This window comes from Bacillus salipaludis (genome assembly GCF_030938565.1).
GTDB classification, from domain to species: Bacteria; Bacillota; Bacilli; order Bacillales; family Cytobacillaceae; genus Neobacillus; species Neobacillus salipaludis_A.
Window position 1 is genome coordinate 5,172,432 of sequence record NZ_JAVGVR010000001.1, and the last position, 25,525, is coordinate 5,197,956.

General features: G+C 38.8%; 27 protein-coding genes and 1 pseudogene. 5 read left to right on the forward strand and 23 right to left on the reverse strand.

Annotation, left to right across the window (positions count from 1 at the left end; all coding sequences use genetic code 11):
- Nucleotides 1–2: 2 nt before the first annotated feature.
- The 10 genes from RCG21_RS25780 to gpr all read right to left on the reverse strand — a co-directional run bounded on the left by RCG21_RS25780 (nucleotide 3) and on the right by gpr (nucleotide 11,751).
- Nucleotides 3–752: a 16S rRNA (uracil(1498)-N(3))-methyltransferase gene (locus RCG21_RS25780; RefSeq protein WP_133334504.1), complete on the reverse strand. Its 750-nt coding sequence runs from the start codon at nucleotides 750–752 to the stop codon at nucleotides 3–5.
- A gap of 106 nt (nucleotides 753–858) precedes the next feature.
- The gene (prmA, locus tag RCG21_RS25785) at nucleotides 859–1,800 is read right to left on the reverse strand and encodes a 50S ribosomal protein L11 methyltransferase (protein ID WP_133334503.1); all 942 of its coding nucleotides are present in this window, start codon (nucleotides 1,798–1,800) and stop codon (nucleotides 859–861) included.
- A gap of 17 nt (nucleotides 1,801–1,817) precedes the next feature.
- Nucleotides 1,818–2,945: a molecular chaperone DnaJ gene (dnaJ, locus tag RCG21_RS25790; protein WP_026572401.1), complete on the reverse strand. Its 1,128-nt coding sequence runs from the start codon at nucleotides 2,943–2,945 to the stop codon at nucleotides 1,818–1,820.
- 159 nt (nucleotides 2,946–3,104) lie between these two features.
- Complete coding sequence (gene dnaK, locus RCG21_RS25795) at nucleotides 3,105–4,937, reverse strand: molecular chaperone DnaK (RefSeq protein WP_133334502.1); 1,833 nt, start codon at nucleotides 4,935–4,937, stop codon at nucleotides 3,105–3,107.
- 30 nt (nucleotides 4,938–4,967) lie between these two features.
- Entirely contained in the window at nucleotides 4,968–5,567 is a 600-nt protein-coding gene (gene grpE, locus RCG21_RS25800; protein ID WP_308913888.1) for a nucleotide exchange factor GrpE, read from the reverse strand.
- 108 nt (nucleotides 5,568–5,675) lie between these two features.
- Complete coding sequence (gene hrcA, locus RCG21_RS25805) at nucleotides 5,676–6,707, reverse strand: heat-inducible transcriptional repressor HrcA (RefSeq protein ID WP_133334501.1); 1,032 nt, start codon at nucleotides 6,705–6,707, stop codon at nucleotides 5,676–5,678.
- A 114-nt stretch (nucleotides 6,708–6,821) separates the two neighbouring features.
- Nucleotides 6,822–7,961 carry a radical SAM family heme chaperone HemW gene (gene hemW, locus RCG21_RS25810; RefSeq protein ID WP_133334500.1) on the reverse strand — a complete coding sequence of 380 codons (1,140 nt, stop codon included), beginning with the start codon at nucleotides 7,959–7,961 and terminating at the stop codon, nucleotides 6,822–6,824.
- 76 nt (nucleotides 7,962–8,037) lie between these two features.
- Nucleotides 8,038–9,873, reverse strand: a complete 1,836-nt coding sequence (gene lepA / locus RCG21_RS25815; protein ID WP_133334499.1) for a translation elongation factor 4 — start codon at nucleotides 9,871–9,873, stop codon at nucleotides 8,038–8,040.
- A gap of 122 nt (nucleotides 9,874–9,995) precedes the next feature.
- The gene (locus RCG21_RS25820; RefSeq protein ID WP_133334498.1) at nucleotides 9,996–10,322 is read right to left on the reverse strand and encodes a DUF3679 domain-containing protein; all 327 of its coding nucleotides are present in this window, start codon (nucleotides 10,320–10,322) and stop codon (nucleotides 9,996–9,998) included.
- Nucleotides 10,323–10,623: 301 nt separating this feature from the next.
- Nucleotides 10,624–11,751 carry a GPR endopeptidase gene (gene gpr / locus RCG21_RS25825; protein ID WP_133334497.1) on the reverse strand — a complete coding sequence of 376 codons (1,128 nt, stop codon included), beginning with the start codon at nucleotides 11,749–11,751 and terminating at the stop codon, nucleotides 10,624–10,626.
- 190 nt (nucleotides 11,752–11,941) lie between these two features.
- On the opposite strand from gpr, the gene rpsT reads away from it, so the two are divergent.
- Entirely contained in the window at nucleotides 11,942–12,202 is a 261-nt protein-coding gene (gene rpsT / locus RCG21_RS25830; RefSeq protein WP_133334496.1) for a 30S ribosomal protein S20, read from the forward strand.
- Nucleotides 12,203–12,253: 51 nt separating this feature from the next.
- Here the strand turns inward: rpsT and holA are convergent, their stop codons facing one another.
- Nucleotides 12,254–13,270 (reverse strand): DNA polymerase III subunit delta, encoded by a 1,017-nt coding sequence (gene holA / locus RCG21_RS25835; protein WP_133334719.1) that lies wholly within the window; start codon nucleotides 13,268–13,270, stop codon nucleotides 12,254–12,256.
- Nucleotides 13,271–13,613: 343 nt separating this feature from the next.
- Between holA and RCG21_RS25840 the strand changes: the two genes are divergently transcribed.
- Nucleotides 13,614–13,748, forward strand: coding sequence for a YqzM family protein (locus RCG21_RS25840; protein ID WP_026572391.1), 135 nt, complete (start codon nucleotides 13,614–13,616; stop codon nucleotides 13,746–13,748).
- Nucleotides 13,749–13,844: 96 nt separating this feature from the next.
- Here the strand turns inward: RCG21_RS25840 and RCG21_RS25845 are convergent, their stop codons facing one another.
- The 3 genes and pseudogenes from RCG21_RS25845 to RCG21_RS25855 all read right to left on the reverse strand — a co-directional run bounded on the left by RCG21_RS25845 (nucleotide 13,845) and on the right by RCG21_RS25855 (nucleotide 17,437).
- Entirely contained in the window at nucleotides 13,845–16,172 is a 2,328-nt protein-coding gene (locus tag RCG21_RS25845) for a DNA internalization-related competence protein ComEC/Rec2 (RefSeq protein WP_133334495.1), read from the reverse strand.
- Between the two features lie 94 nt (nucleotides 16,173–16,266).
- Nucleotides 16,267–16,707: pseudogene (locus RCG21_RS25850) on the reverse strand (ComE operon protein 2); the annotation flags it as partial.
- Nucleotides 16,708–16,783: 76 nt separating this feature from the next.
- Entirely contained in the window at nucleotides 16,784–17,437 is a 654-nt protein-coding gene (locus RCG21_RS25855; RefSeq protein WP_235824792.1) for a helix-hairpin-helix domain-containing protein, read from the reverse strand.
- Between the two features lie 87 nt (nucleotides 17,438–17,524).
- On the opposite strand from RCG21_RS25855, the gene comER reads away from it, so the two are divergent.
- The gene (gene comER, locus RCG21_RS25860) at nucleotides 17,525–18,349 is read left to right on the forward strand and encodes a late competence protein ComER (protein ID WP_133334494.1); all 825 of its coding nucleotides are present in this window, start codon (nucleotides 17,525–17,527) and stop codon (nucleotides 18,347–18,349) included.
- A 58-nt stretch (nucleotides 18,350–18,407) separates the two neighbouring features.
- On the opposite strand, the gene RCG21_RS25865 is transcribed toward comER, so the two are convergent.
- The 8 genes from RCG21_RS25865 to RCG21_RS25900 are packed head-to-tail and all read right to left on the reverse strand — an operon-like array spanning nucleotide 18,408 to nucleotide 23,436.
- A complete protein-coding gene (locus RCG21_RS25865) occupies nucleotides 18,408–19,160 on the reverse strand; it encodes a class I SAM-dependent DNA methyltransferase (RefSeq protein WP_133334493.1) in 753 nt (250 codons plus the stop codon).
- On the reverse strand, nucleotides 19,157–19,513 hold the full coding sequence (gene rsfS, locus RCG21_RS25870; RefSeq protein WP_026572385.1) for a ribosome silencing factor: 357 nt from the start codon (nucleotides 19,511–19,513) through the stop codon (nucleotides 19,157–19,159). The genes RCG21_RS25865 and rsfS overlap by 4 nt, the downstream gene beginning before the upstream one ends.
- 3 nt (nucleotides 19,514–19,516) lie before the next feature.
- Nucleotides 19,517–20,083, reverse strand: coding sequence for a bis(5'-nucleosyl)-tetraphosphatase (symmetrical) YqeK (gene yqeK / locus RCG21_RS25875; RefSeq protein WP_133334492.1), 567 nt, complete (start codon nucleotides 20,081–20,083; stop codon nucleotides 19,517–19,519).
- Nucleotides 20,070–20,642, reverse strand: a complete 573-nt coding sequence (locus RCG21_RS25880) for a nicotinate-nucleotide adenylyltransferase (RefSeq protein WP_133334491.1) — start codon at nucleotides 20,640–20,642, stop codon at nucleotides 20,070–20,072. The genes yqeK and RCG21_RS25880 overlap by 14 nt, the downstream gene beginning before the upstream one ends.
- A gap of 21 nt (nucleotides 20,643–20,663) precedes the next feature.
- Entirely contained in the window at nucleotides 20,664–20,954 is a 291-nt protein-coding gene (gene yhbY, locus RCG21_RS25885) for a ribosome assembly RNA-binding protein YhbY (RefSeq protein ID WP_026572382.1), read from the reverse strand.
- Entirely contained in the window at nucleotides 20,941–21,789 is an 849-nt protein-coding gene (aroE, locus tag RCG21_RS25890) for a shikimate dehydrogenase (RefSeq protein WP_133334490.1), read from the reverse strand. The genes yhbY and aroE overlap by 14 nt, the downstream gene beginning before the upstream one ends.
- Before the next feature lie 21 nt (nucleotides 21,790–21,810).
- Nucleotides 21,811–22,917 (reverse strand): ribosome biogenesis GTPase YqeH, encoded by a 1,107-nt coding sequence (yqeH, locus tag RCG21_RS25895; RefSeq protein WP_308913890.1) that lies wholly within the window; start codon nucleotides 22,915–22,917, stop codon nucleotides 21,811–21,813.
- A 3-nt stretch (nucleotides 22,918–22,920) separates the two neighbouring features.
- Nucleotides 22,921–23,436 carry a YqeG family HAD IIIA-type phosphatase gene (locus RCG21_RS25900; protein WP_133334488.1) on the reverse strand — a complete coding sequence of 172 codons (516 nt, stop codon included), beginning with the start codon at nucleotides 23,434–23,436 and terminating at the stop codon, nucleotides 22,921–22,923.
- A gap of 380 nt (nucleotides 23,437–23,816) precedes the next feature.
- On the opposite strand from RCG21_RS25900, the gene RCG21_RS25905 reads away from it, so the two are divergent.
- Nucleotides 23,817–23,957 carry a sporulation histidine kinase inhibitor Sda gene (locus RCG21_RS25905; protein ID WP_133334487.1) on the forward strand — a complete coding sequence of 47 codons (141 nt, stop codon included), beginning with the start codon at nucleotides 23,817–23,819 and terminating at the stop codon, nucleotides 23,955–23,957.
- A gap of 78 nt (nucleotides 23,958–24,035) precedes the next feature.
- On the opposite strand, the gene RCG21_RS25910 is transcribed toward RCG21_RS25905, so the two are convergent.
- The gene (locus RCG21_RS25910; protein WP_133334486.1) at nucleotides 24,036–24,818 is read right to left on the reverse strand and encodes a phosphatidylserine decarboxylase; all 783 of its coding nucleotides are present in this window, start codon (nucleotides 24,816–24,818) and stop codon (nucleotides 24,036–24,038) included.
- Nucleotides 24,819–24,947: 129 nt separating this feature from the next.
- Here RCG21_RS25910 and pssA point away from each other — a divergent pair, with 129 nt between their 5' ends.
- Nucleotides 24,948–25,487: a CDP-diacylglycerol--serine O-phosphatidyltransferase gene (gene pssA / locus RCG21_RS25915; RefSeq protein WP_026572376.1), complete on the forward strand. Its 540-nt coding sequence runs from the start codon at nucleotides 24,948–24,950 to the stop codon at nucleotides 25,485–25,487.
- The last annotated feature ends 38 nt before the right edge of the window (nucleotides 25,488–25,525 follow it).

Consider the following 25,525-nt stretch of genomic DNA (forward strand, 5'->3'; position numbering starts at 1 on the left):
ACTCACCTCATTAATTCAAAATGATAGGAAATCGCCGCAAGTGAATATAAAGGCGCCGTTTCCGTTCGTAAAATCCGCGGACCCAATCCGCAAATAGAAAAACCATTTTCTTTTAAAAGCCGAACCTCTTCCTCCGTTAATCCACCTTCCGGTCCAAAAACGAATAAAAGTGATTGACCATTTTCCATTTTTTGAAGAGTGGAGGAAAAAATCGAAGTTTCCCCGCTTCGGCTTTCTTCTTCATATGCAACTAATTTATAGTCAAAGTTTTTGCTTTCCGCAAGCAAATTTTTAAAGCTTACCAAGTTGGACACTTCTGGTAAAATAGCACGATGGGATTGTTCCGCAGCTTCTTTGGCAATCTTTTGCCATCTCTCTATTTTTTTCGCTGCTTTTTTGTCATCCCATTTTACAACGGACCTTGCCGCTGAAAAGGGCATAAATCCATGGGCACCAAGCTCAGTCCCCTTTTGAATAATCCACTCCAGCTTGTCTCCTTTTGGCAGACCGCTGGCGATTGTAATAGAAATCGGAAGCTCAGAATTTTCTTCTTTCCATTGTACAACGTCTGCAACGACTTGTTCATCGGTAATTTCTGCAATTTCACATACAGCCGTTTTCCCCTGCGGGTCCACACACATGAGTTGATCACCAATATGCATGCGCATGACCTTTAAAATATGATGTCGATCTTCGGAATCAATCATAAAACGATTTCCGTTTGCTCGGTCTTTAACAAAGTAGCGTTGCACACGATGCACCCTCTTTAAAAACATTTTACTCTTTATTTTACTAAAAAAATATTGATTATTAAAGCCATGAAATTAAAAAAAGGAGTCTAAGCTCCTTTTTTATCCATTATACCCTTCTAGCAATTAGCGCAACCCAATCTTCCATTAAAATCGTTTCTGTTATTTCAAAGCCAGACTCAACAAGAGCCTCTTTGACCTGGTCTTTCTTTTGCTGAATGATGCCGGATGCGATAAAGCACCCACCTGGTTTTAAGACCTTCGCCACATCATCGGTAAACCTTAATATCACTTCAGCTAAAATATTAGCCACAACGACATCCGCAGAAGTCTCTTCTACACCATCAAGCAAATTATTTTGCGAAATAGAGACAGACTCACTTACCTTATTCAGCTTGATATTCAATTTAGCTTGGGTAACTGCGACTTCATCAAGATCATAGGCTCTCACGTCAAGAGCACCAAGCATGGCTGCTGCGATACTTAATACGCCAGAACCTGTACCAACATCAATTACTCTGTCGCCGTGCTTAACGGTTCTTTCTAGAGCCTGTATACACATAACGGTTGTCGGGTGTGTTCCAGTTCCAAATGCCATCCCAGGGTCCAATTCAATGATTAGTTCATCACTGCTCACCGGAGTGTAAATTTCCCATGTTGGAACAATCGTGAATTTCTCAGAAATTTTTACTGGATTATAATACTTCTTCCAGGCGGTTGCCCATTCTTCTTCATTCACTTCACTGATGGTCACCTTATTTAGGCCAATATCAATATTATAAATAATCAAATTATTGATTGATTCCTTAATGGCATCCACCGTTTCCCCTAAAAAACTATTTACAGGTAAATACGCTTTGACAATTACCCCTTCCTCCGGATAATCGTCGGGATTAAGTTGGTAGATTTCCCCGAATTGGTCTTCCCTCTCCTTTGTCAGCTCAAATGGATCTTCAATGACTACACCGCTTGCTCCAGCCTCATGCAATATATGAGAAATAGGTTCGACTGCCTCATTTGTTGTATGGATACTAATTTCGGACCATTTCATACTACCAACTCCAATCCTTACTCACCTTTAAAGGCACGTTTTACTTTAGAGAAAAAACTTTCTTCATGTTCACCAATTGGTGCATTTCCACTAATATCAGCAAACTCACGAAGAAGCTGCTTTTGCTTATCATTCAACTTGGTCGGCGTAATGATTTTGACAATGATATGTTGATCACCGACACCATAGCCGCGAACATTTGGAACACCTTTTCCTTTTAAGCGGAACTGGGTTCCTGTTTGAGTTCCTGCAGGCACTTTTAGCTTAACCTTTCCATGCAGGGTAGGTACTTCAATTTCATCCCCCAATGTCGCTTGAACAAAAGTGATTGGCATTTCACAATAAATGTCATCGCCATCTCTTTCAAAAAACTCATGGTCACGCACATGGAAAACTACATAAAGATCTCCTGCTGGACCTCCATTAATACCTGCTTCTCCTTGACCAGCCATCCTTAATTGTTGGCCATCATCAATACCAGCAGGAATTTTTACATGGATTTTTTTCCGTTTTTTCACTTTTCCTGTTCCGCCGCAGGTTGAACATTTATTTTTAATTTCTTTCCCTGTTCCATTACAATAATGACATGTCCGGCGATTAACAATCCGACCGAACGGAGTATTCTGTTCAACATTTAATTGACCTGTTCCATGACAATGGTTACATGTCTCCGGCTTTGTTCCCGGCTTAGCACCGGAACCGCTGCAGGTTCCACACGTTTCCTCGCGGGGAATTTCAATATCGGTTTCTTTACCAAACGCTGCTTCCTCAAAAGTTACCGTCATCGTGTACTGAAGGTCAGCACCCTGCCTTGGAGCATTTGGATCTCTTCTTCTAGAACCGCCGCCGCCAAAGAACGTATTAAAGATATCCTCAAATCCGCCAAAGCCGCCTCCGAAATCAGCTCCGCCGCCAAATCCTTGATTTGGATCAGTATGGCCGAATTGATCATAGTGGGCCTTTTTTTGATCATCACTTAATACTTCATAAGCTTCAGCTATTTCCTTAAATTTATCCGCTGCATCCGGCTCTTTATTAATATCTGGATGATATTTTTTGGAGAGCTTACGGTAAGCTTTTTTTATTTCATCCTTTGAAGCGCTCTTACTAACTCCCAGCACCTCATAGTAATCCCGTTTACTCATGATTACCACTCCCGAATCATTCACATAAAGATTATTTTAACACTCTAAAGATTTATATTGCAAGAATAAAAAGCTTAATGTCCTTATAATAAATAATCAAAGAAAAAGCCAAAGCCGCTAGACTGACTTTGACCTTTTCCATATGTTCTCTTTCATTTATTACTTATCGTCTTTTACTTCTTCAAATTCTGCATCTACTACATTGTCATCTTTACCGCCAGCGCTAGCACCTTCTGCTCCTTGCTGTGCCTGTGCTTGCTTCGCAGCTTCTTCGTAAAGCTTAACAGATAAAGCCTGAACAATTTCTTGTAATGCATCTTTTTTGCTGCGGATTTCATCCAAATCATTTTTTTCAATGGCTTGTTTCAATGCATCCTTGGCATCATTTGCTTTTGCCACTTCAGCTGCATCGACTTTGCCTTCAAGGTCTTTTAACGTTTTTTCCGTTGTAAAGACAAGCTGGTCTGCTTCATTGCGTAGCTCTACTTCTTCTTTTCGTGTCTTATCCGCTTCAGCGTTTTCTTCTGCTTCTCTCACCATTTTTTGAATTTCTTCATCAGAAAGGCCGGTAGAAGATTTAATCGTAATTTGCTGTTCCTTATTAGTACCAAGATCTTTAGCGCGGACATTAACAATACCGTTTTTATCGATATCGAATGTTACCTCGATTTGCGGAATTCCACGTGGTGCTGGTGGAATATCGGATAACTGGAATCTGCCCAATGTTTTATTATTCGCTGCCATTGGACGCTCACCTTGAAGAACATGAATGTCAACAGCTGTTTGATTGTCAGCTGCAGTAGAGAATACTTGAGATTTAGATGTTGGGATTGTTGTGTTACGGTCGATTAACTTGGTAAACACCCCGCCCATTGTTTCAATACCAAGGGATAAAGGAGTTACGTCTAGTAATACTACGTCTTTTACATCCCCAGTAATAACACCGCCTTGAATAGCAGCCCCCATTGCCACAACTTCATCAGGGTTAACACCGCGGTGCGGCTCTTTTCCAGTTGCTTTCTTAATCGCTTCCTGAACAGCTGGAATTCTTGTTGAACCCCCAACTAGGATGACCTTATCAATTTCAGATGGAGAAAGGCCAGCGTCACTTAGTGCCTGACGAGTAGGTCCCATTGTACGTTCTACAAGTGATGCAGACAATTCTTCAAATTTCGCTCTAGACATCGTTACTTCTAAATGAAGTGGTCCAGCAGCACCAGCCGTAATAAATGGCAGGGAAATTTGTGTTGAAGTAACACCTGATAAATCTTTCTTTGCTTTTTCAGCAGCATCTTTAAGGCGCTGAAGAGCCATTTTATCTTGAGAAAGATCAATTCCGTTTTCTTTTTTGAATTGTTCTACAAGATAATCAATAATGACTTGGTCAAAATCATCACCGCCGAGGCGATTATCACCAGCCGTTGCTTTAACTTCAAATACACCGTCTCCGAGTTCAAGAATGGAAACGTCAAAAGTACCGCCGCCAAGGTCATAAACAAGAATCGTTTGATCTTGATCCGTTTTGTCTAAGCCGTACGCTAAAGCGGCAGCAGTTGGTTCGTTGATAATACGTTCAACTTCAAGACCGGCAATTTTCCCTGCATCCTTTGTTGCTTGGCGCTCTGCATCATTAAAGTATGCAGGAACAGTAATAACCGCTTTTGTTACCGGCTCGCCAAGATAATCTTCTGCATAAGATTTTAAATATTGAAGGATGATGGCTGAAATTTCTTGTGGAGTATAGCTCTTTCCTTCCACATCCTCTTTATGAGTAGTACCCATATGGCGTTTAATTGAAATAATCGTATTAGGGTTTGTAATTGCTTGGCGTTTTGCCACTTCCCCTACTTGGCGTTCACCATTTTTAAATGCCACAACAGATGGAGTCGTACGGTTTCCTTCTGGATTTGGAATAACTTTTGGCTCGCCGCCTTCAAGTACAGCAACACATGAGTTTGTTGTACCAAGGTCAATACCAATAATTTTACTCATTGCCTTTTCCTCCTAAAATAATATGTAGGCTTATTGATTTACCTTTACCATTGATGCGCGAATCACTCGGTCTTTTAATAAATAACCTTTTTGGAACTCCTCAATGATAATATTTGAACCATAGTTTTCGTTTGATTCCTGCATCACAGCCTGATGCAAATGTGGATTGAACTCTTTTTCAACTGTTTCAATTGGTTCCACGCCTTCTTTTTTCAAGGCGTCCACTATACCGCGGTAAATCATATCCATACCTTGAAGCAGTGACTTTGCCTGTTCATTGTCCACTTCCACTTTCATGGCTCTTTCAAAATTATCCAATGCAGGCAATAAATCTGTGATTAGCTTTTGTGCTCTATATTTTTCGCTCGCTTCTTGATCCAATCTAGAACGACGGCGGAAATTATCAAAATCAGCTTGAAGCCTTAGATAACGGTTATCAGCTTCATCTAATTTGCTTTTCAATCCCTCTATTTCTTTTAAAAGGTCCTGAACGGTTGATTCACCTGTTGTCCCTTCCTCAGCAAATACAGTCTCTGCTGTATTTTCCTCAGTAAGTTCTACCTTTTGATTTGCTTCTTGTGTCTGTTCAGCCATTTCTTCATTAATCGTATTTTGATTCTCGTTCGTCAACTTACTCACCTCCCTTAAAGCATTTATCATCATTTATTAAAATATCCCAATTCATGGTAAGAGGGGCGAAACACTAGGACATTTCACCCTTACTCAATATTACCAGTGCTAATTGTTTTGATACAGTTTCGTAAGGACTGAACTTAAATCCTTACTAACTAACTGAAGTAAACTAATGACACGAGAGTATTCCATGCGGGTCGGGCCGAGGATGGCAATCGTCCCTAATTTTTCAGCCCCAACAGAGTAGGTAGCCGTTATCAGGCTGCAATTCTCCATTGCACTATTTTCATTTTCACGGCCGATTTTAACATTTAGCCCTTCCGATTCTTTTCTGATTAGGTTATAAAGCCAATCCTCCTGATCAATCATTGTTAACAAGCCGCGAATTTTGGATAGATCGTGAAATTCAGGCTGACTTAACATATTGGTTTTACCGCCCAAGAAAAGTTTTTCATTCACAGGCATTTTCAGGGATTCAGTGATGGTCTTCATCATAAAATCGTAATTATGAATATGCTGTTTAAGTAACAGGGCAACTTCTTTATAAATTTTACCGGTTAATTCCTCAAGGGGAACATTTGTCAGCCGTTCATTTAGAATGTTAACGGTTTTTTCTAAATCGCTCGCATCAACAGAAGGCGGCAAATAAAAAGTACGATTTTCTACATGTCCTGTATCCGTAACAAAGATGGCAACAGCTGTTTCTTTATTTAATGGGATAATTTGAATCTTCCTAAGTTTATTAATACTTGCAGCTGGTCCTAGGACAATCGATGTATAATTCGTTAATTCAGATAGGATTTTTGCAGATTTTTGAATAATCTTTTCAAACTCAAAAATTCTTTCTGCAAAAAGCGATTGAATAATGGAAACATCATGCTGATTTAGCTTTTGTGGTGAAAGCAAATGATCAACATAATAACGATAACCTAATTCTGATGGAACTCTGCCTGATGAAGTGTGAGTTTTTTCTAGAAAGCCTAAATCCTCAAGGTCAGCCATTTCATTCCGAATCGTTGCCGAACTAAACGAAATTTCTTCCTTCTTCGATAAACTTCTTGAGCCAACAGGTTGCGCAGATCGAATAAAGTCATCAACAATCACCTTAAGAATTAACAATTGACGATCTGTTAACACACGCATCACCTCTGTTAGCACTCATAACCATCGAGTGCTAATTCTACTAATAAATTATCAAAAAGGGGGGAAGGTGTCAATCATTTGTAATCGAAAAGAAGAATAACCTTAGGGCTAAACAACTCCCAAGAATGATTGAAAAACTTCATTCCCTAAAAAGCGTCCCTCTTTCGTTAAAAAGATATATTCATCGTTGATTTCCAGCCACTTTTTATTTATTAAATCCTCTAATTCTTTCCGAAACAACTCAAAAGGATTTTTTCCAAACTTAGATGTAAATTTAGATATGGAAACACCTTCTGTTTTCCTTAAACCTAAAAACATTTCCTCTTCCATTTGTTCCGCAAACGATACAGGATGTTCATCAAGGACTGGAAGATTTCCATTGTTTATTTGATCGATATATTTTTTTAAGGGGCCTAGGTTGGATCGTCTGACCCCATTTACATAACTGTGTGCTCCTGCTCCAAATCCATAATAATGGTCGTTATTCCAATAGGTTAGATTGTGCCTGCTCTCATAGCCCGGAATTGAAAAATTGCTGATTTCATATTGTTTAAAACCATGTTTGTCCATTTCTTCCATCATCAATTCATACATCACAGCTTCTGTATCTTCGCCTGGAGTTGGCAGCTTGCCTTTTTTCAATAGGTTGTAAAAAACAGTTTTAGGTTCAATGATTAAAGAATAGGCTGAGTAATGGGTAATATCTAGAGAAAATGCCTCTGTTAAAGTTTCTTTTAAATCCGTAATAGTCTGTGTCGGTAAGCTAAAGATTAGGTCAATGCTAATATTCTCAAAACCAACCTCTTTTGCATTTGCAACTGATTGAAAAACATCCTTCGCCTGGTGTACTCTGCCGATTTTTTTTAAAAGCTCATTATTAAAGGTTTGCACACCAAGGCTGATTCGATTTACACCCGCATCCTTTAATATTTTTAATTTTTCCCTTGTTAAGTCCCCTGGATTCGCCTCAAAGGTGAACTCGTAATTTTCGCTTTTTGGCAGGTTCTGATTTATATTTTCACAAAACCGGTAAAGCTGCTGCTCGTTTAATGAAGTGGGTGTTCCTCCTCCAACAAAAATCGTATCTATTTGTTTGGATGGAAATTGTTTTACTGTCAAAATCATTTCTTTATTCAGGGCGTCCAAATATTCATCTACCGGCTGGCCTTTTAAAAACACTTTATTAAAATCACAATAATGACAGATATGCTCACAAAATGGGATATGAAGATAGGCTGCATTAATCATTTTTTCACCTTCTATTTCAGTAACAAAAAGAGGTTAGACTTGCCTGATATCAGACAGATCCTAACCTCCCTTTCATTTATTTTTTTGTATTGTTGTCATCCATTTTTAATACCGCCATAAAGGCTTCCTGCGGTACTTCAACAGATCCAACCTGTTTCATTCGTTTTTTACCTTCTTTTTGTTTCTCTAACAGCTTACGTTTACGAGAAATGTCGCCGCCATAACATTTTGCTAATACGTTTTTACGCATCGCTTTGATCGTGGAACGTGCAACAATTTTTTGACCAATTGCCGCTTGAATAGGCACTTCAAATTGCTGTCTTGGAATTAACTCCTTCAGCTTTTCAACAATGACTTTCCCACGTTCATAGGCAAAATCTTTATGGACGATAAAGCTTAATGCATCGACTTTTTCCGTATTTAATAATATGTCCATTTTTACCAGACTGGATGGTTTATAGCCAATCAGTTCATAATCGAAAGATGCATAACCCCGGGTACTTGATTTCAACTGGTCAAAGAAATCGTAAACAATTTCGGCCAATGGAATTTCATAAATGATGCTTACCCGATTTTCTCCCTGGTATTGCATATCGACGAAAATTCCGCGCTTTAACTGGCAAAGTTCCATAATCGCACCAACATAATCGTTAGGAGCCATCATCGTTGCTTTTACATACGGCTCCTCAACACGGTCAAGTTTTTGCGGTTCCGGCATGTTGGACGGATTATCTACATTTAATTGTGTTCCATCTGTCATATAAACATGATAGATAACACTCGGTGCAGTTGTGATCAAATCGATTTTAAATTCACGTTCAATCCGTTCCTGAATGATTTCCATATGAAGGAGTCCTAAAAAACCGCAACGGAAGCCAAAGCCCAGTGCCTGTGAGGTTTCAGGTTCGAATTGAAGGGCAGAGTCATTCAATTGAAGTTTTTCAAGTGCTTCCCTTAGATCATTAAATCTGGCAGTATCAATTGGATAAAGTCCACAATACACCATTGGATTTAGTTTACGATAACCTGGCAGCGGCTCAACAGCGCCATTTTTTGCATTTGTAATGGTATCTCCGACACGGGTGTCGCCAACATTTTTAATAGATGCAGTCAAAAAGCCGACATCACCAACGTTTAATTCGTCCAGCATCGTAGCCTTTGGAGTAAACACGCCTACTTCATTTACTTCAAATTCTTTTCCAGTAGCCATCATTTTAATTTTATCGCCAACCTTGACGGATCCTTCTACCACACGAATATAGGCAACAACGCCGCGATAGGCATCGTAAAGAGAGTCAAAAATCAGGGCTTTTAATGGCGCTTCAGGGTCTCCAGTTGGTGCTGGTACTGTTTTTACCACTTGTTCGAGGATTTCTTCGATTCCGATTCCTGCTTTTGCAGAAGCTAAAACAGCCTCAGATGCATCTAAGCCAATGACTTCTTCAATTTCATTACGAACTCTTTCAGGTTCAGCACTCGGTAAGTCAATTTTATTAATAACAGGTAAAATTTCAAGATTGTTATCCAAAGCAAGGTATACGTTTGCAAGTGTCTGTGCTTCAATTCCCTGAGCAGCATCAACGACTAATACCGCGCCTTCACAGGCAGCAAGGCTTCTTGATACCTCATAGGTAAAGTCGACGTGTCCCGGTGTATCAATCAAATGGAAAATATATTCTTCTCCATCTTTTGCTTTGTATTTTAATTGTACAGCATTTAACTTTATCGTAATTCCGCGCTCACGCTCGAGGTCCATTGAATCTAAAAGCTGATCTTTCATCTCGCGGGATGATAATGCATTCGTTTTTTCTAAAATTCGGTCTGCTAACGTTGATTTCCCATGGTCAATATGGGCAATAATTGAAAAATTTCTAATCTTTGATTGTCGTTTGAGCTTGTCTTCTCTGTTCATGGTCGTTCACTCCTACTATACTCACACAAGTACACTATTTTTGATTATAGCAGTAGGATAATCAAGATTCAATGAAAAGTGAAAATAGAAAAGGCAACACGCCGTCTGGTACCGTACTCGCGTTACTTAGAAATGCTTTCCACTAATTTTTTAGACGCACCGGAAATTCCTTCGGACATTTTTTTGCCCATTGAAGAAAATAAATTAAATGCATTCATCTCTTCTAGCTTTTTCTTTTTTGTTTCGATATCATGGCTGGTAATTTGATTTCCCATTACCGAGGCATGTAAGTCATTCCCTTTATCATTTATCGTAACAGCCTTTTGAAAATTAGGATCATTATAGCCCTTCATTCGATGAATCCCGTCATTCGCCAGCTGCATTCCCGCTAAAACAGAGATAAACATTAAAGCTGCAATCCCTAAACTTTTAAGCATAAACAACTTCATACAGCCGCTTCCTTTCTTTCTATAAATTCTTTACCAGTGTTAAAACTCTGTGCTGATCGGAGCGGAAGGCGCGAGACTCCTGCGGGAGCACGGGACAGGGGAGACCCCACAGGCGCTTTAGCGCCGAGGAGGCTCCCCGAACCCGCCCGCGGAAAGCGAAGCGCCTGAAGCGCAAATCAACAGACAAGATTCCCCATAGACTTTTCTACTAAATATTATGTCGATGCTAGAGTTAATAGAACCGATTTATTAACTAGACACCAAAAGGGCTCTTAGTAGAAGTAGGAAGCCTAAAGTAAAACTACCTCGTATAATACCCGGCATTTTCCTGATTGACTGCCCCGTGAAGCGATGCATTCAAACCATTGGCAATTAAATTCGCCATGTCTTCAATAAAAACATCCACTTCCTTTGGTGTGACCATCAAATTATGGCCAATCGGCGATAGAACCTCATAAATTAATTTTCTCTTTTCTTCATCCGATAATGTCCCAATGATCCCTAAAAAGGTTTTTCGATGCTTTTCTTCCGGTAAATCCTCTTCCGTCAACTTTCGTTTTTCCCCAAAGCTCATACCGGCGGGTGCAAGCGATCTCGACGGACGATTTCCTTCCTTCAATTCTTTTCCGAAATGTTTAAGGATAAAATCAATCGTATCACTCGTAATCGAAACCGCATCCACAACGGTTGGCACCCCAATTGCAAAGACAGGAATTCCCAAAGTTTCTTTACTTAATTCCTTTCTTTTATTACCAACCCCTGACCCGGGATGAATACCTGTATCAGAAATTTGAATCGTCGAATTTACACGCTCAATCGATCGAGAGGCTAAGGCATCAATGGCAATGACAAAATCAGGTTTTGTTTTTTCAACCACACCGAAAATGATGTCACTTGTCTCAATCCCCGTTAAGCCCATAACACCTGGTGACAATGCACTAACAGAGCGATATCCTTCTTCCACATTCTCAGGCTGAAGCTGAAATAAATGTCTGGTTACCAGCAAATTTTCACAAACCATCGGCCCAAGTGCATCAGGAGTAACATTCCAATTCCCGAGCCCTACCACAAGACAGGAGTGTGTTTTTTTAATGCCTGTCCCTTCTAAAAAATGGGCAAATTCATGCGCGAAAATCTCTTCTACTTTTTTCTGCAGCTCTGTGTCCTGCCCACGTATTCCTTGCACTTCGAGTGTTAAATATCTCCCAGCTTTTTTTCCTAATTGTTTTTCTCCTTCTTTGGTAACTTCTACTAATGAAACTTTTATATCATCCACATCTTTTTCTTTTATTATGACGCCTTCAATTTGGGATAGATTTTCCTCCTGCTGAACTGAGTCCCCTCGTCCGGCAAGTACCATCTCCCGTGCCTCAATAGCCAGGTCTGTTCGAATAGAGTATTTACTAAGATCAATTGATTGCTCCTTCATAGTAGACAACGCTCCCATCCAAAAATACTATTTCCTATTTTTTCCCCTTTTACTTAAAAACATGCAAGCGATAATTCTAGTATTGCAATATAAGCGTTCGTTTGATAAAATATCTCTTGTTCTGAATAATTGTGAATGAATGTTAAAGTCGAGTTCATATAGTCTCGATTCTCTTTAGGAGGTGAATGTAATGCCTAACATTAAATCTGCTATTAAGCGTGTGAAAACAAGCGAAGCACGTAACGCTCAAAATACAACTGCAAAATCTGCAATGCGTACTGCTGTTAAAAAAGTAGAAGCTGCTGTTACAACGAATGATGCTGCTGCTGCAAAGGAAGCTTTCGTTACTGCTGCAAGTAAATTAGACAAGGCTGCTGCAAAAGGTCTTATCCATAAGAACGCTGCTGCTCGTAAAAAATCTCGCCTTGCTAAAAAAGCGAACGCTCTATAATTAGCCAAAAAAAACGATTCCTCCTTGGAATCGTTTTTTTCTTATATTCACTTACTTATTCAGGCGGAATAGCAGCATTTCAATCAGCAGCGATTTATTCATCCCGCCGGTCTTCATCTGATAATCTGCCTCGGCAAGCAAATTCATTAAGTTTGTCAATTCCTCATCCGTAAATTTATCTGCCTGACCGGCAGCCAATTTAACCCTAAAGGGGTGAGTCTTTAAAAAACCGGCAATCTGCTGCTGTCCGTAGCCTCTTCTTGAAAGCTCCTTCACTTGATAAATCAAGCGAAACTGTCCGGAAAGTAAAGCCAAAATTTTAATCGGCTCTTCATTTTGTTTTAGTAAATCAAAATAAATTCTTAGAGCTTCATCCAATTTCCGGGACACTACTTTTTCAATCAAGGTAAAAATATTTTGTTCTAATGTTCTCGACACCAGCTTTTCTACCAAATCAGCATGAATCATTTTTTCATCTTGGGCGTATAAGGCCAGTTTATCCATTTCGCTAGACAACATAAACATATTGGTACCTGCAAGTGTCAGTAATAACTCAAGAGCACTCGGTTCGATATCAATTCCATACCCTCTTGCACGTTCTTTCACCCATGATTTTAATTCGTGTTCATTCAGTTTCTTTGCTTCGACGACCTCTGCCGTTCGTTTTAATTCCTTCGTAATTTTTTTCCGCTCATCCAGCTTTTCATACGGTGCGGAAATGACCAACACCGTATAAGGCGCCGGCTCCTTTAGATAGGTTTCAAACCGGGATAAATTATGGTCAATCTTTTCTTTTATTTTTTCAGAGGTTAAAAATTGCGGGTTATGTAGAAAAATTACTTTTTTATCACCTAAAAAAGGAAAGGTTTCGGCATCCTCTAAGGCGACCTCGATTGGTGTTTCTTCTAAATCATAGGCAGTGTAATTAAAATCCTTCTCATCCTCTTTTAAAAGCCGGTCGAGTAACAGCTGTTTTGTTTCATTTATTAAAAAAGCCTCTTTCCCGTACAATAAATAAACGGGAGCAAAATCCCCTTTTTTTATTCTCTTCCAAATATCCAATACCATCACTTTACGCTCCCCGAAAAAAAAATCTCCTTTCCTATCGTAAAGAAGCTTGGACGATTTGACAAGTAGTTAAAGGGAATTGGCAGCTTTTTGGATAGTACCAATTCCCGATCTATATTGAACGCCTGCAACATTAGCCCTAGGAACCATCATCGCTCGGCGGAGTTTCTTTTGTACTATTATTTTGAACGGGACGGGACAAACTATTTGTGTTAACTCTTGTCAGTTTAGGAAAGTAAATCGCCATTTTTTTAAGCATTGCACTGTGGAGCAAAATTCTAAGTACGCTGGATTTTTTTACTTAAATATCATATACTATATGTTGAAATAGGAGGGGTAGACTGTGAATGAATTCGAGAAAGATGTTCAAAGTAAACGGAACGATGCTATTGATTCTGGAGTAGGCTTTGGGGTTTCATTTGGTTTTTTTGCCATTATGTTTATTATTGCAACAGTCATTAAGTTAATTGGATCCTAATAAATTAGCTACATACTTATTTTTCAGGAGACTGCAGTGTACTGCAGTCTCTTTGCCGTTTTTTCTGGAAAAAATTTATTTTGAATATGTTTTATCCTATGGCAGAAAGGTTGAAAAGGTTCCATGTCCATTATAAAAACGGTAGGTAATGGCTCCCTGTTGATCCGTACGATAAATAAACACATGATACTTTTGTAAAATATCTAATGTTTCCTTATGCGGGTGACCAAATCGATTTTTTTCACCGGCCGAAATGAGGGCCACTTTTGGCTTTATTTGTTGAATAAAGTCTTCAGAACTCGAGGTTTTACTTCCATGATGCCCCGCCTTTAATATATCGACGGTTAATTCGGGATAGTGATGAATGATCCTTTCTTCTCCTTCTTTGTCAAGATCACCGCCAAAGAACCAGGTAAGGCCGCCAATTTTAGCAAATATGGTAATAGACCCACTGTTCCGCTCTCCTTCAAAATTTTTTTCAGGAGACAGGACATAAAATAAATAGTTCTTAGTTTTCCATTTCATACCTCCTGAAACCTTCATGACTGAAATGCCCTTTTTCTCCGCTTCATGAATAATTTCCAATTCAGTTTGTGATGGTTCCTTAACAGAAGGCATTAGAATTTGTTCAATTTCCATTTCCTTAAGGATCGCGAATGTACCGCCAATATGGTCCATGTCCCCATGGGTCAAAATAAGCTTGTCAATTTTCGTAATTCCCCTTCCTTTTAAAAATGGGATAACGACATCTCTTCCTATTTCATAAGGCCGTTCCCTCCTCCTCCAGTTTTCTTCTGTAAAGGAGACAGTCCCGCCTGTATCAATCAGATAATTTCCTTTCCCAGATGGGAGATGAATCAAAATACTGTCCCCTTGCCCAACATCAATCATTGTCACCTCTCCAACTGGATTCAGCCAATTCCAAACGATCTGAAAACTTACTAAAAAGCCGGTTAAGACAACAATATGAAGTTGCTTTTTTACATAGGAAGGAGTTTCCCATACAAAAAAAACAGCAAGAATGGCTGCCATATACAGAATGAGGAAAAGAATTCCGGGTCTGCCTGGAACAAAAAGGGCGATAGAAAAATCAGAAAGATAATGGATTAGTTGATTGGAAAGCGTAATGGTTTTTATAAAAAAAGCAAGCAGGATGGAAGGAGTTGTTTGAAAAATAATTTGAATAAAAAATAAAAAATATAAACCAGGAAGAAAAACAAATGAAAATAAAGGGATGTACAGCAGGTTGGCTGCAATACTGATCAATGAAACCCCAAAATAATGGTAAAGCAATAATGGTAGTGAAGCTAATTGGGAGATAATCGATGTTACCAGCATTTTAGCTAAGCTATTTCGATATTTCTTGAGGATGATTTTGGCGGATACGATAATCGCAAAGCTTACTGTAAATGATAGCTGAAAACCGACATCATAAACGACCATGGGGTTTATGAGTAAATAGAGGATAAAGGCAATGCTGATTGCATCAATTGGGATCAGTTTTATTTTATTTTTCCACTTTACCGTTATAAGGACAAGAAAAATCATTAAAACGGCACGAATGACGGACGGGGACCCGCCAGTTAAAATAGCATAGATTGGCAGTAAAAAAAGCAGAAATTGCGTCATAAATTCTCTTGTAAGACCACTTCGAATCCCAAGATAATAAACCATTCCAATTAAAAGAGATACATGTAAACCGGATATAGCGAGCAGGTGAACAATTCCCGTTTTTTGATAATCAACTAAAGCCTCAGGACCAAGCAGGCTTCGATCCCCAAAGATTAAGGCAGCTGAAAGCGAGGAGATTTCTGGTGGAAAATGAGTTTCAAGGTAATGGATACCATAAAAACGGAGCTCTTTAATAAAAACAACCGGTGTCAATTTTTGGGGGATACAGGTTTGCAAAGGATTTTTCTGGGTTTCAACGATCCAATAAATTTTTTTATTCGCTAAATACGCACGGTAGTTAAAGGCATTCGGATTTTTAGCAATTGAAGGTTTAGACAATTCTCCTGAGACCTTACATAACCTTCCATAAAAACTTTTATTTTTCATAGCTCCCTTTTCAGCCTCCGAATGAATCCGGTAACGAATTAAGAGTTTTTCTTTGTACGCTTTTTCCTTTGCCATTACCTGCAATAAATCACCATCTATTTTCGTATCATCCATAAACTCTAGGTAAAAAACCTTCGTACTCGATGGAATAACCGTTTGGCTGTTAATTTTGACATTCTGGGCAGACAGGAAAAACACCAGGAAAACACCAAACAGGAGGAATAACTGCGGGGAAGAATACTTTTTATATGTAAACACTAAAGAAAAGAAAACAATTGCAGCGAAAATAAATGGAACGGCTATATTGAGCGAAGATAAAACACCCAGTAAGGCAGAAATAGCAAAATAAAAATATTTTCCTTCCATGATATTTCTCCATTTCTGAATTAAAGAAACAAAAACGCCGGTCGGTTGGGATTGCCGGCGCTAATATAATTCCTTATTGATTTAGCGTGCTAAAATCAATGCTTTGTTCCTTTAATTCTACTTTTTCGACATGAACCTTCGCCTCTTGAAAAAGCTCGATTGCATAGGGGTGATTTTTATAATCCTCAGCATAATAAACAGTTTTAATGCCTGCCTGAATGATTGACTTACAACATTGCAGACAAGGAAAATGAGTCACATATATTTCTGCATCTGCAGTAGGGACACCAAATTTCGCACACTGAAGCAATGCATTCATTTCAGCGTGAATTGTCCTCACACAATGATTGTCAATGACATAGCACCCCTTATCGATACAGTGGTCACCTCCCGCAATTGAACCATTGTAACCCCCGGCAATAATCCGTTTATCGCGAACAATCGTTGCCCCTACCATTAGGCGGCTGCATGTACTTCTTAAAGCAAGCAAATGGCTCTGTGCCATAAAATATTGATCCCACGAAATTCTTTCCATTCTCTACTCCCCCAAAACTTCATTAATCACTGATTTAAGTGTAATGGGGATATTTCATTTGGTCAAACTAAAGAAATCAGTGAACTTCTACCAAATCCTTCAGTTTTTCGAATGTCTTATCTCCAATTCCACTGATGTTTTTTAAATCTTCAACCGTTTTAAACCCACCAGATGTTTCACGATATTCAAGGATTGCAGCAGCTTTTGCAGGTCCAATCCCCGGTAAGGTTTGTAATTGAGTAGCGTCGGCTTTATTCAAATCCACTTTTACGTTGGCAGGAGTGCCTCCGGTAGAACCCATTTGGCCGCTTCCCGCAATAGCGGCAGGAGGAGAATCTGTTTCCCCTTTCGCAGGAATATAAATAACCATTTCATCCTGAACATGTTCAGCAAAGTTTACTTGGCTTTCGTCTGCTTTATTCGCTAAACCACCTGCACGCTCAATCAAATCAATCACCCGTTCTCCTGTTGTAGCAGGATATACTCCAGGGTGCCTAATTTGTCCTTTCACATCCACCATAATCGCTTCTGCTTTTTGTTCTTTCTTTGCCGGTTCTTCCGGTTGCTTGGCCGTGTTCTCTCCTTGAAACTCACTTTCCGTGCTATTCAGTTGTGGCGCGGTTACAGAGGTAGGATTCTCTTGATAAATAAAAAAATAATAAATTCCACCTATAGAAATTAATACAGCAATAACTACAAAGAGCTTATGTTCCATAAACCAATCTTTCACAAAGAACCATCCTTTCTAAAGGTATATTTCGCTATTGATTTTCATATTGTTAAAAGAGAAACTTGTATGCAAAGGAGGGTCGGAACAATGAATATAGGTTTCATCGGCACCGGAAATATGGGGAGGATTTTAGTGGAAGCCTTAATCGATGGAAAAGCCATTTCCCCTTCTTCAACGTTGATCACAAACAGAACAAAATCAAAAGCGATGCTGCTTAAAGATAAATATAAAAAACTAAGGGTTGGGAACAATGCAGCAGAGGTGGCGGTTGAATCCGATCTCGTGTTTATTTGTGTAAAGCCACTTGATGTGTACAAAATTCTCGAAGAAATCAATCCCTATTTAAATGAAGACAAATGCGTGATCTCAATTACAAGCCCTATTAGTACCATCCAAATAGAACAGAAGGTTACTTGTTCAACTGCCCGGGTGATTCCAAGCATAACGAACCGGGCGCTGTCGGGAGTTTCATTAATCACCTATGGAGACCATTGTAATAATGTTTGGAAGAGAAAAGTGGAGAATCTGTTTTCGAAGATTTCTGTTCCGGTTTTTATCGATGAGAAGATAACAAGAGTTGCCTCCGATATCGTCAGCTGCGGCCCTGCATTTTTTAGCTATTTACTCCAGCGCTTTGTCGTAGCAGCGGTTAAAGAAACGGAAATTGATGAAGAAACGGCAACCATACTAGCAAGTGAAATGATTGTTGGTTTAGGAGAGCTAATTAAACAAGGGCATTATACATTACCATCATTACAAGAAAAGGTTTGTGTAAAGGGCGGCATAACAGGTGAGGGGATCAAGGTGCTGGAAAAAGAAATAGGTGAAGTTTTCGAGCATGTATTTCAAGCCACACACGCAAAGTTTGACGAGGATCTCGAGAAGGTCGGGCTGCAGTTCTTTAATCATTAATTCGCCATTAAAAGACAAATTCCTCTATAAAAAGCCATCTTTTTAAAAAAGATGGCTTTTATTTTTTACTGACCACAAAAAAGATTCTTTCGGATTGTGGCAATGGAGCTGTATTTTCAAAATCTGCACATATTTTGATTTCTTCAAAACCAAAACCAGCTTGATGCAACCAATTTTTATAGTCTTCCACAGGATAGGTTCGTTGAAAGTGAAGTTCATCAAATCGGTCATACATCCCCGACTTTTCATCTAAAACGAAAAAACTGAGGTCATGCTCGACACTATTTGGAAACTCACCCGGAAAGCTATTCCATATATAAGAGACATGTTCATCATTTAATGCAAAGGTTTGATTGATAAAAATTTGAGATATTTTGAAAATCGAATGAACATCGAAAATGAATATTCCACCTGGTTTCAAATGCTGATATACCGATGAAAAGGTTTGAAGAACGTCCTCTTCGGTTTTCAGGTAATTAAGCGAGTCACAAAAGATCCCAATAACATCAAATGAACCATGTCCCTCCAACCTGGTCATATCTTGCTGATAAAATGAAATAGACATCCCCTGTTCTTCAGACTTTGCTTGAGCTACAGCGAGCATATCCTCTGATAAATCGACTCCTGTAACATCAAAACCCTCCTTGGCGAATCGAATGGACAGTTCGCCAGTCCCGCACGCTAAATCAAGAAAACGAATACCACTATCACCGTTTTCTTTCAGCCTATCTTGAACAAATCTGACCCACTTTTCATAGGGAGCATCCTTCATCAGTTCATCATATAGATAGGCAAATTGTTCGTAACTCATGAATTTAACTCACTGAGAACATCTTCATGCGGAGCATCTCCCCATAAACGTTCGAGGTTATAATAGCTGCGTTCTTCTCGATGGAATACATGGGCAACCACATCGCCGAGATCAATCAAGACCCATCTTGCCTCATCAAAGCCTTCTACTCTTCTTACATCATAACCGTGTTCTTCTGCCTTTTCCTTCATTTCTTTAGCAATAGCTTGTACTTGCTTATCTGAATTTCCATGGCAAATAATAAAGTAATCAGCAATTAAGGAAATTCCCTTCATATTCAGGGCAATAATCTCTTCCGCTCTTTTGTCATCGGCAGCTTTAACCGCAATTTTAAGCAATTCTTGATTGTTCATTCATCAATCCTCCAGTTTTTTGACAAGATCATTATAGGTTTGAAATGTTTCAGGGTAAATTGGTTGATTTTTTTTCAATAAAAAGCTGATTGTATTCTGAATCGATTTAATTAGAGCTTTATCCAAATTTTCTTTTGCCATCTCTCTTACTTCTTCTACGCCGGGAAAGTGTCTTCCAGGTTCAATATAATCCGCTAAATAGATTACCTTCTCAAGTAAAGACATTCCTGGTCTGCCGGAAGTATGATAGCGTATGGCTGTTAGGACATCAGTGTCAGTAATCCCTGCTTCTTTTTCCACTAAATAAGCTCCTGCTGGCGCATGCCATAATTCTGCATTATATTCCAATAAATCTTGTGGAAACCCTTGAGTGAGAATAATTTCTCTCATTTCTTCCTTCGGTCGGAATTTTGCATAATCGTGAAAAATTGCTGCCAATTCTGCTTTTTTTTCATCTGCACCAACCTGTTTAGCAAGGATTATTGCTGTTTCCATTACCCCAAGCGTATGCTGATAGCGATGGTCTGTCAATTGTTCCTTTACGACTTTAAGTGCCTCATTTCGTTCCATATAGCTGTTTCTCCTCAATATAACGAATTACCGAGTCAGGCAATAAATAACGAATCGTCCTGCCATTCTCGAGACGCTCTCGAATCATACTTGACGAAACATCAACAGCAGGTACATCTACATATTGAATCGGATATTCTGTCAAATGATTATAGTTAGGTCTCTCAACACCAACGAATTTTACGAGCTTAATCAGTTCGTCAATTTTATTCCATTTCGGCAGATATTCAATCATGTCAGCGCCGATAATAAAGTAAAATTGATCATCAGAATCCCGTGAATTTAAGATTTTTATCGTATCAATGGTATAGGAAGGACCTGTTCTATCAAGCTCTATCGTTTCAATTTTAAAAGCGCTGTTTCCTTCAATGGCTAGATTCAGCATATTTATTCGATCATGATTATCAACTGATTGTGTTTTCTTCTTGTGAGGAGGCTCTTGATTCGGCATAAACCGAATCTCATCAAGCTGAAGTACGGAAAGGACCTCATTTGCAATTAAAAGATGCCCGTAATGTGGTGGATCAAATGTTCCTCCCAATATTCCAACCTTCTTCATGAAAAGCGCCTCCCTAGTTTCTTATGGTAGTACAATTTGCTTTTTTTCGAGAGATTCCTTATAGAGGACAATTGTATGACCAATAATTTGGACAATTTCAGCCCCTGTGCCTTCAGCAAGCTGCTCAGCCACTACATTTTTATCCTCATCGCAGTTTTGCAAAATGCTGATCTTAAACAATTCCCTTGCCTCTAGGGCATCCGAAATTTGTTTAATCATATTTTCATTTACGCCACCCTTGCCTACTTGAAAAATAGGGTCTAGGTGATGCGCTTTTGATCGTAAAAACCTTTTTTGTTTACCTGTTAACATTTGATGTGCCTCCCAGCTGTTGTAAAACATTCTCTCTCATTCTTTTAGCATCAGGGAAAATACCTGTCCATTTTTCAAATGCAAGTGCCCCTTGATACACAAACATCTCTATTCCAATTTGAATCCTGGCACCTTTTTGTTTTGCTTCTCGTAAAAGCTTTGTTTCAAGCGGATTGTATATGATATCACAAACAAGTGCCTGATCTTGAATATTTTCCATGCTTACTGGCTGCTCATCAAGATTCGGGGACATCCCACTCATGGTCGTTTGAATAATTAAGTCATATTCTCCCATTGTTTCAGCTGCTTCGGATAACGAAATCGCTTTTGAAGGGATTTGGAATGGACATTCCTCAACCAATTTCGCAGCCTTTTCAACCGTCCGATTGGCAATATCGACAGCTTTTGGTCCGCTTTTTGCAATCGTAAAGTAAATCCCCCTTGCTGCCCCGCCAGCGCCAATAATTAATACTTTGCTTTCGGTTATTGAAAGACCGTCATCAGCCAAGCCTTTTAAAAACCCTAATCCATCTGTATTATAGCCAATGAATTTGCCGTTTTTATTTACAACTGTATTAACTGCCCCAATCTGAAGAGCTAATTCATCCACTTCATCCAAAAAAGGGATGATTGCACTTTTATGCGGTATAGTAACATTAAATCCCCCGGCACCGATGGCCTTTAAGCCTTTTACGGCATCCCCTAAATTCTCTGGTTTCACTTGAAAAGGAAGATAATGCGCATCGATATTATAAAAAGAAAATAAGTCATTATGCATGACTGGGGACATCGAGTGCCCAATCGGATCTCCCAACACTGCAAAAAGCTTTTTCACCTGTTTCTCCCCATTCTCTCTTTATATTAATGATTTCCTTAATAAGGTTTGTACGCCTTTTGGTACGTATGCAACAACGGTTGCACCGGGTTCGTTAACGGTTACCCAGCCGAGTCCGGAAAAAACAACATCTGTTTTTCCTTCTTTAATCACATATTCTTGTTTGACAAGCTCCGGAAACGTATCCAGCTGCTCCTGTCGTGGAGGGGTCAGCATTTCGCCAACATGATTTTGATAAAGATCTTCCGCGTTTTCTGTCTTAGTGCGGTGAATATTTAATTCATTTGAAACGTAACATACAAAAGATTTTCGACCCCCGCTGACATAATCAAATCTAGCCAGTCCGCCAAAAAATAAAGTTTGTCCCTCATTTAATTGGAACACCTTTGGCTTGATTTCTTTTTTCGGTGTAATCACTTTTAAATCACGTTTATCAACAAAATGGGCCATTTGATGGTGATTAATAATTCCAGGTGTGTCAGTTAAGGAATTCCCATCATCAAGCGGGATTTGAATAATATCCAAGGTAGTACCAGGAAAATGTGATGTGGTGATAACATCCTCTTCCCCGGTTACTTCTTTAATAATTCGATTAATAAAAGTCGATTTTCCTACATTGGTACAACCGACCACATATACATCCTTTCCGTCACGCATTTCATCGATAACGGCTGCTGCCTCTTTAATATACTGCCCTTTGGCCGCACTAACGAGAAGAATTTCCTCCGGTCTTAAGCCTAGTTCTCTTGATTCCTGTTTCATCCAGTTGATTAATTTATGATGCTTTACCGACTTCGGTAATAAATCCACCTTATTTCCAACAAGAAGTACCTTATTATTACCAACAAACCTGTGTAAACCAGGCAGCCAGCTGCCATTAAAATCAAAGATATCGACCAGCATAACAATCAGGGCATCTGTGCTGCCAAGTCCATTTAATATTTTTAAAAAGTCATCATCGGTTAAGCTGACATCTTGAACTTCATTATAATGCTTTAACCGAAAACATCTTTGACAAATTAAGATTTCTTTTTCTAATGCAGCTTTCGGTGCGTAACCCAATTCACTTGGGTCATCCGTCTGAACCTTAACACCGCAGCCCAGGCAAATATTTTGCTGTTCACTCACACATTAATCCTCCCATTGAATTAAGCCTCTTTTACGAAACCAATTCATAATTCTTCGTTCGGCAAAACGGTTGAATTTAGTAAAAAACCCATCGGTTTGCGCAACAGGAACGACAAGGATGGTATATAATCCGCTCCGATTCCCGCCTAGTACATCTGTTAATAGCTGATCCCCAATTACCACTGTTTCTTCTTTTTTAATGCCCATTTGGGAAATCGCCTTCTGGAAAGCAGGTCCCATCGGCTTACGTGCTCGAAAGATAAACGGAATTCTCAGTGGGTCAGAAAATGCCTTCACACGATCTTCATTATTATTTGAAACAATCGTGACAAGAATATTATGTTTTTTCATTTCATCAAACCAAGAAATTAATTGAGGGGTTGCATTGGGACGGTCCCACTCGACAAGGGTATTATCTAAATCGGTAATAATTCCCTTAATCCCTCGTTTTTTTAATTCATTTGGATTTATGTCTAGAATGCTCTTCACATGTTCATCCGGTAAAAATTGCTTTAACACGAAGCTTACACCTCATTAAATAGGACTTTAAGAATTGTCTAGCTTAAGCACCAAATCAAGCTGCTCTGCTTTTCCTTGTATCATCATAACCAATTTTACCCTTTGTTTCAAAGTATATTATTTATTTAAAAATATTTTTCGACAAAATCCTCCTTTTTAGGCTTTTGTGGATAACATTATTAACATTATACCCATTGAAATATCCAGATTTTGAAAATTTATAAACAAATTAATCACAAGTTATCCACCCATTTATGTGGATAACTGGAACGGTTGTTCTAATTTAATATATTTGGTAGATTTAGGTTACAGCAAATGAATCTACATTATATGTTTGTTTTTATCTTTATAGAACCATTAAATTGGAGGTGAATTCTGCCATGCGTAAACTTTCAGATGAATTATTGATTGAATCCTATTATAAAGCTAGAGAATTAAATTTAAGTACTGATTTTATTCGCCTCATTGAAACGGAAATTCACCGGCGTTCTCTATTTAATAAAATTAAAATTTCTTCCTAACCATTTTTGAATACGCCCGATTACGGGCTTTTTTCTTTGCATTTGAAAACGGCACATTTAAGTGCCGTGATCGCAGGTTCATTTACCAATTTTTCCAATTTTCTCTCCAACCTTAATTTCTTTTGGCGGATGGATAGAGGAGTCCATTTCGAACATCCCTTTTTCAAATAGTAAGACCACGGTAGAACCAAAACTAAAATAAGCCATTTCTTCGCCTTTTTTTAATTGACTTCCATTGTGGGTGGTTTCAATCGAATTAACAAACATTGCCCCCACTTTTACAACAGCCGCATGTCCAAATTGAGTTTCAAGCTCCGTGATCACCCGGAAGTTTTTTGCAAGGGTTCTTACACCATATTTCAGGCCCCATTTGTTCACCGGATAGGATTTCCTTCCTAAAGTCCATTGTTTTGTAATGGTGCCATCAACGGGACTATGAATGCGATGATAATGACTTGGACTCAAATAAAGAATAATGTACTTCCCATTTAAATACTTTTCTAACACTGAACGATCTCCCAGCATCTCTTCTATTGAATAGATTTTACCCTTAACCACAATTTCGCTGGTTTCTTTAATGGGTCCAATATCTTCAATTACGGCATCTACCGGGCTTACAACTGCATTTGAACTTAGATCCACCGGTCTCGCATCTTTCCGCAGCTTTCGAATAAAAAGATCATGAAGTGTAGGAAAATCTTGAAAAGAATTTTCGATATCCTCCTGATTTAATCGATAAACCCTTGCAAAGGACGGGACAGCAATACGGCTGATTCGAGAACGGGCAAACCGTTTTAACAGGAACGATGTCCACCTTCCATTTGTTAATTCGATTAGTAGCCGATAAAAAGGCTGTAGCATTGAATTCCCCCCAAATAGTGTAAAAATACTCTTTACGATTAGTCATAAAACCCTTAATATTAAATATTATAGAGTAAATACTTAGAAAAATTGATTCTCTCCCGTTTAATTAAAAAGGAGTGAGCGGAAATGTTTTTATCGGACGTTGTTGATCAAACAATAAAAAAACTTAAAAGCCAAACAGCGAATGTTATCACCTTAACAAACCTATCATTAGGCGGTTTTGCAATTGTTTTAGGAATTCACGGAAACCTAAGATTAAGCCTGTTATTAATCTTTATTGCAGCATTAGCCGATCGATTTGACGGAATGATTGCCAGAAAATTCAACATTGAATCAGAGCTAGGTAAACAATTGGATTCCATGAGTGATATTATATCATTCGGAGTCGCACCGGCACTATTATTGTATCAAGGAATCTTAAACGATTTTGGCGGTCCCGGATCGTTTTTTACTGTATTTTACATCGGATGTGGTGCTTTTAGATTAGCACGTTTTAACATTACCGAAAGCAATGGGTATTTTACAGGATTACCCATTACAGCAGCAGGCTGTTTAGTCACCCTAAGCTTTCTTGCAATTCCCTATCTGCCGCCTCAAACCTTCTTATTCATCATTATTATTTTATCATTTCTTATGGTCAGTTCCTTTAAACTTAAAAAAGTATAATTTAATCGAAAAAGCCCGGCGATCCTTTTTGCCGGGCT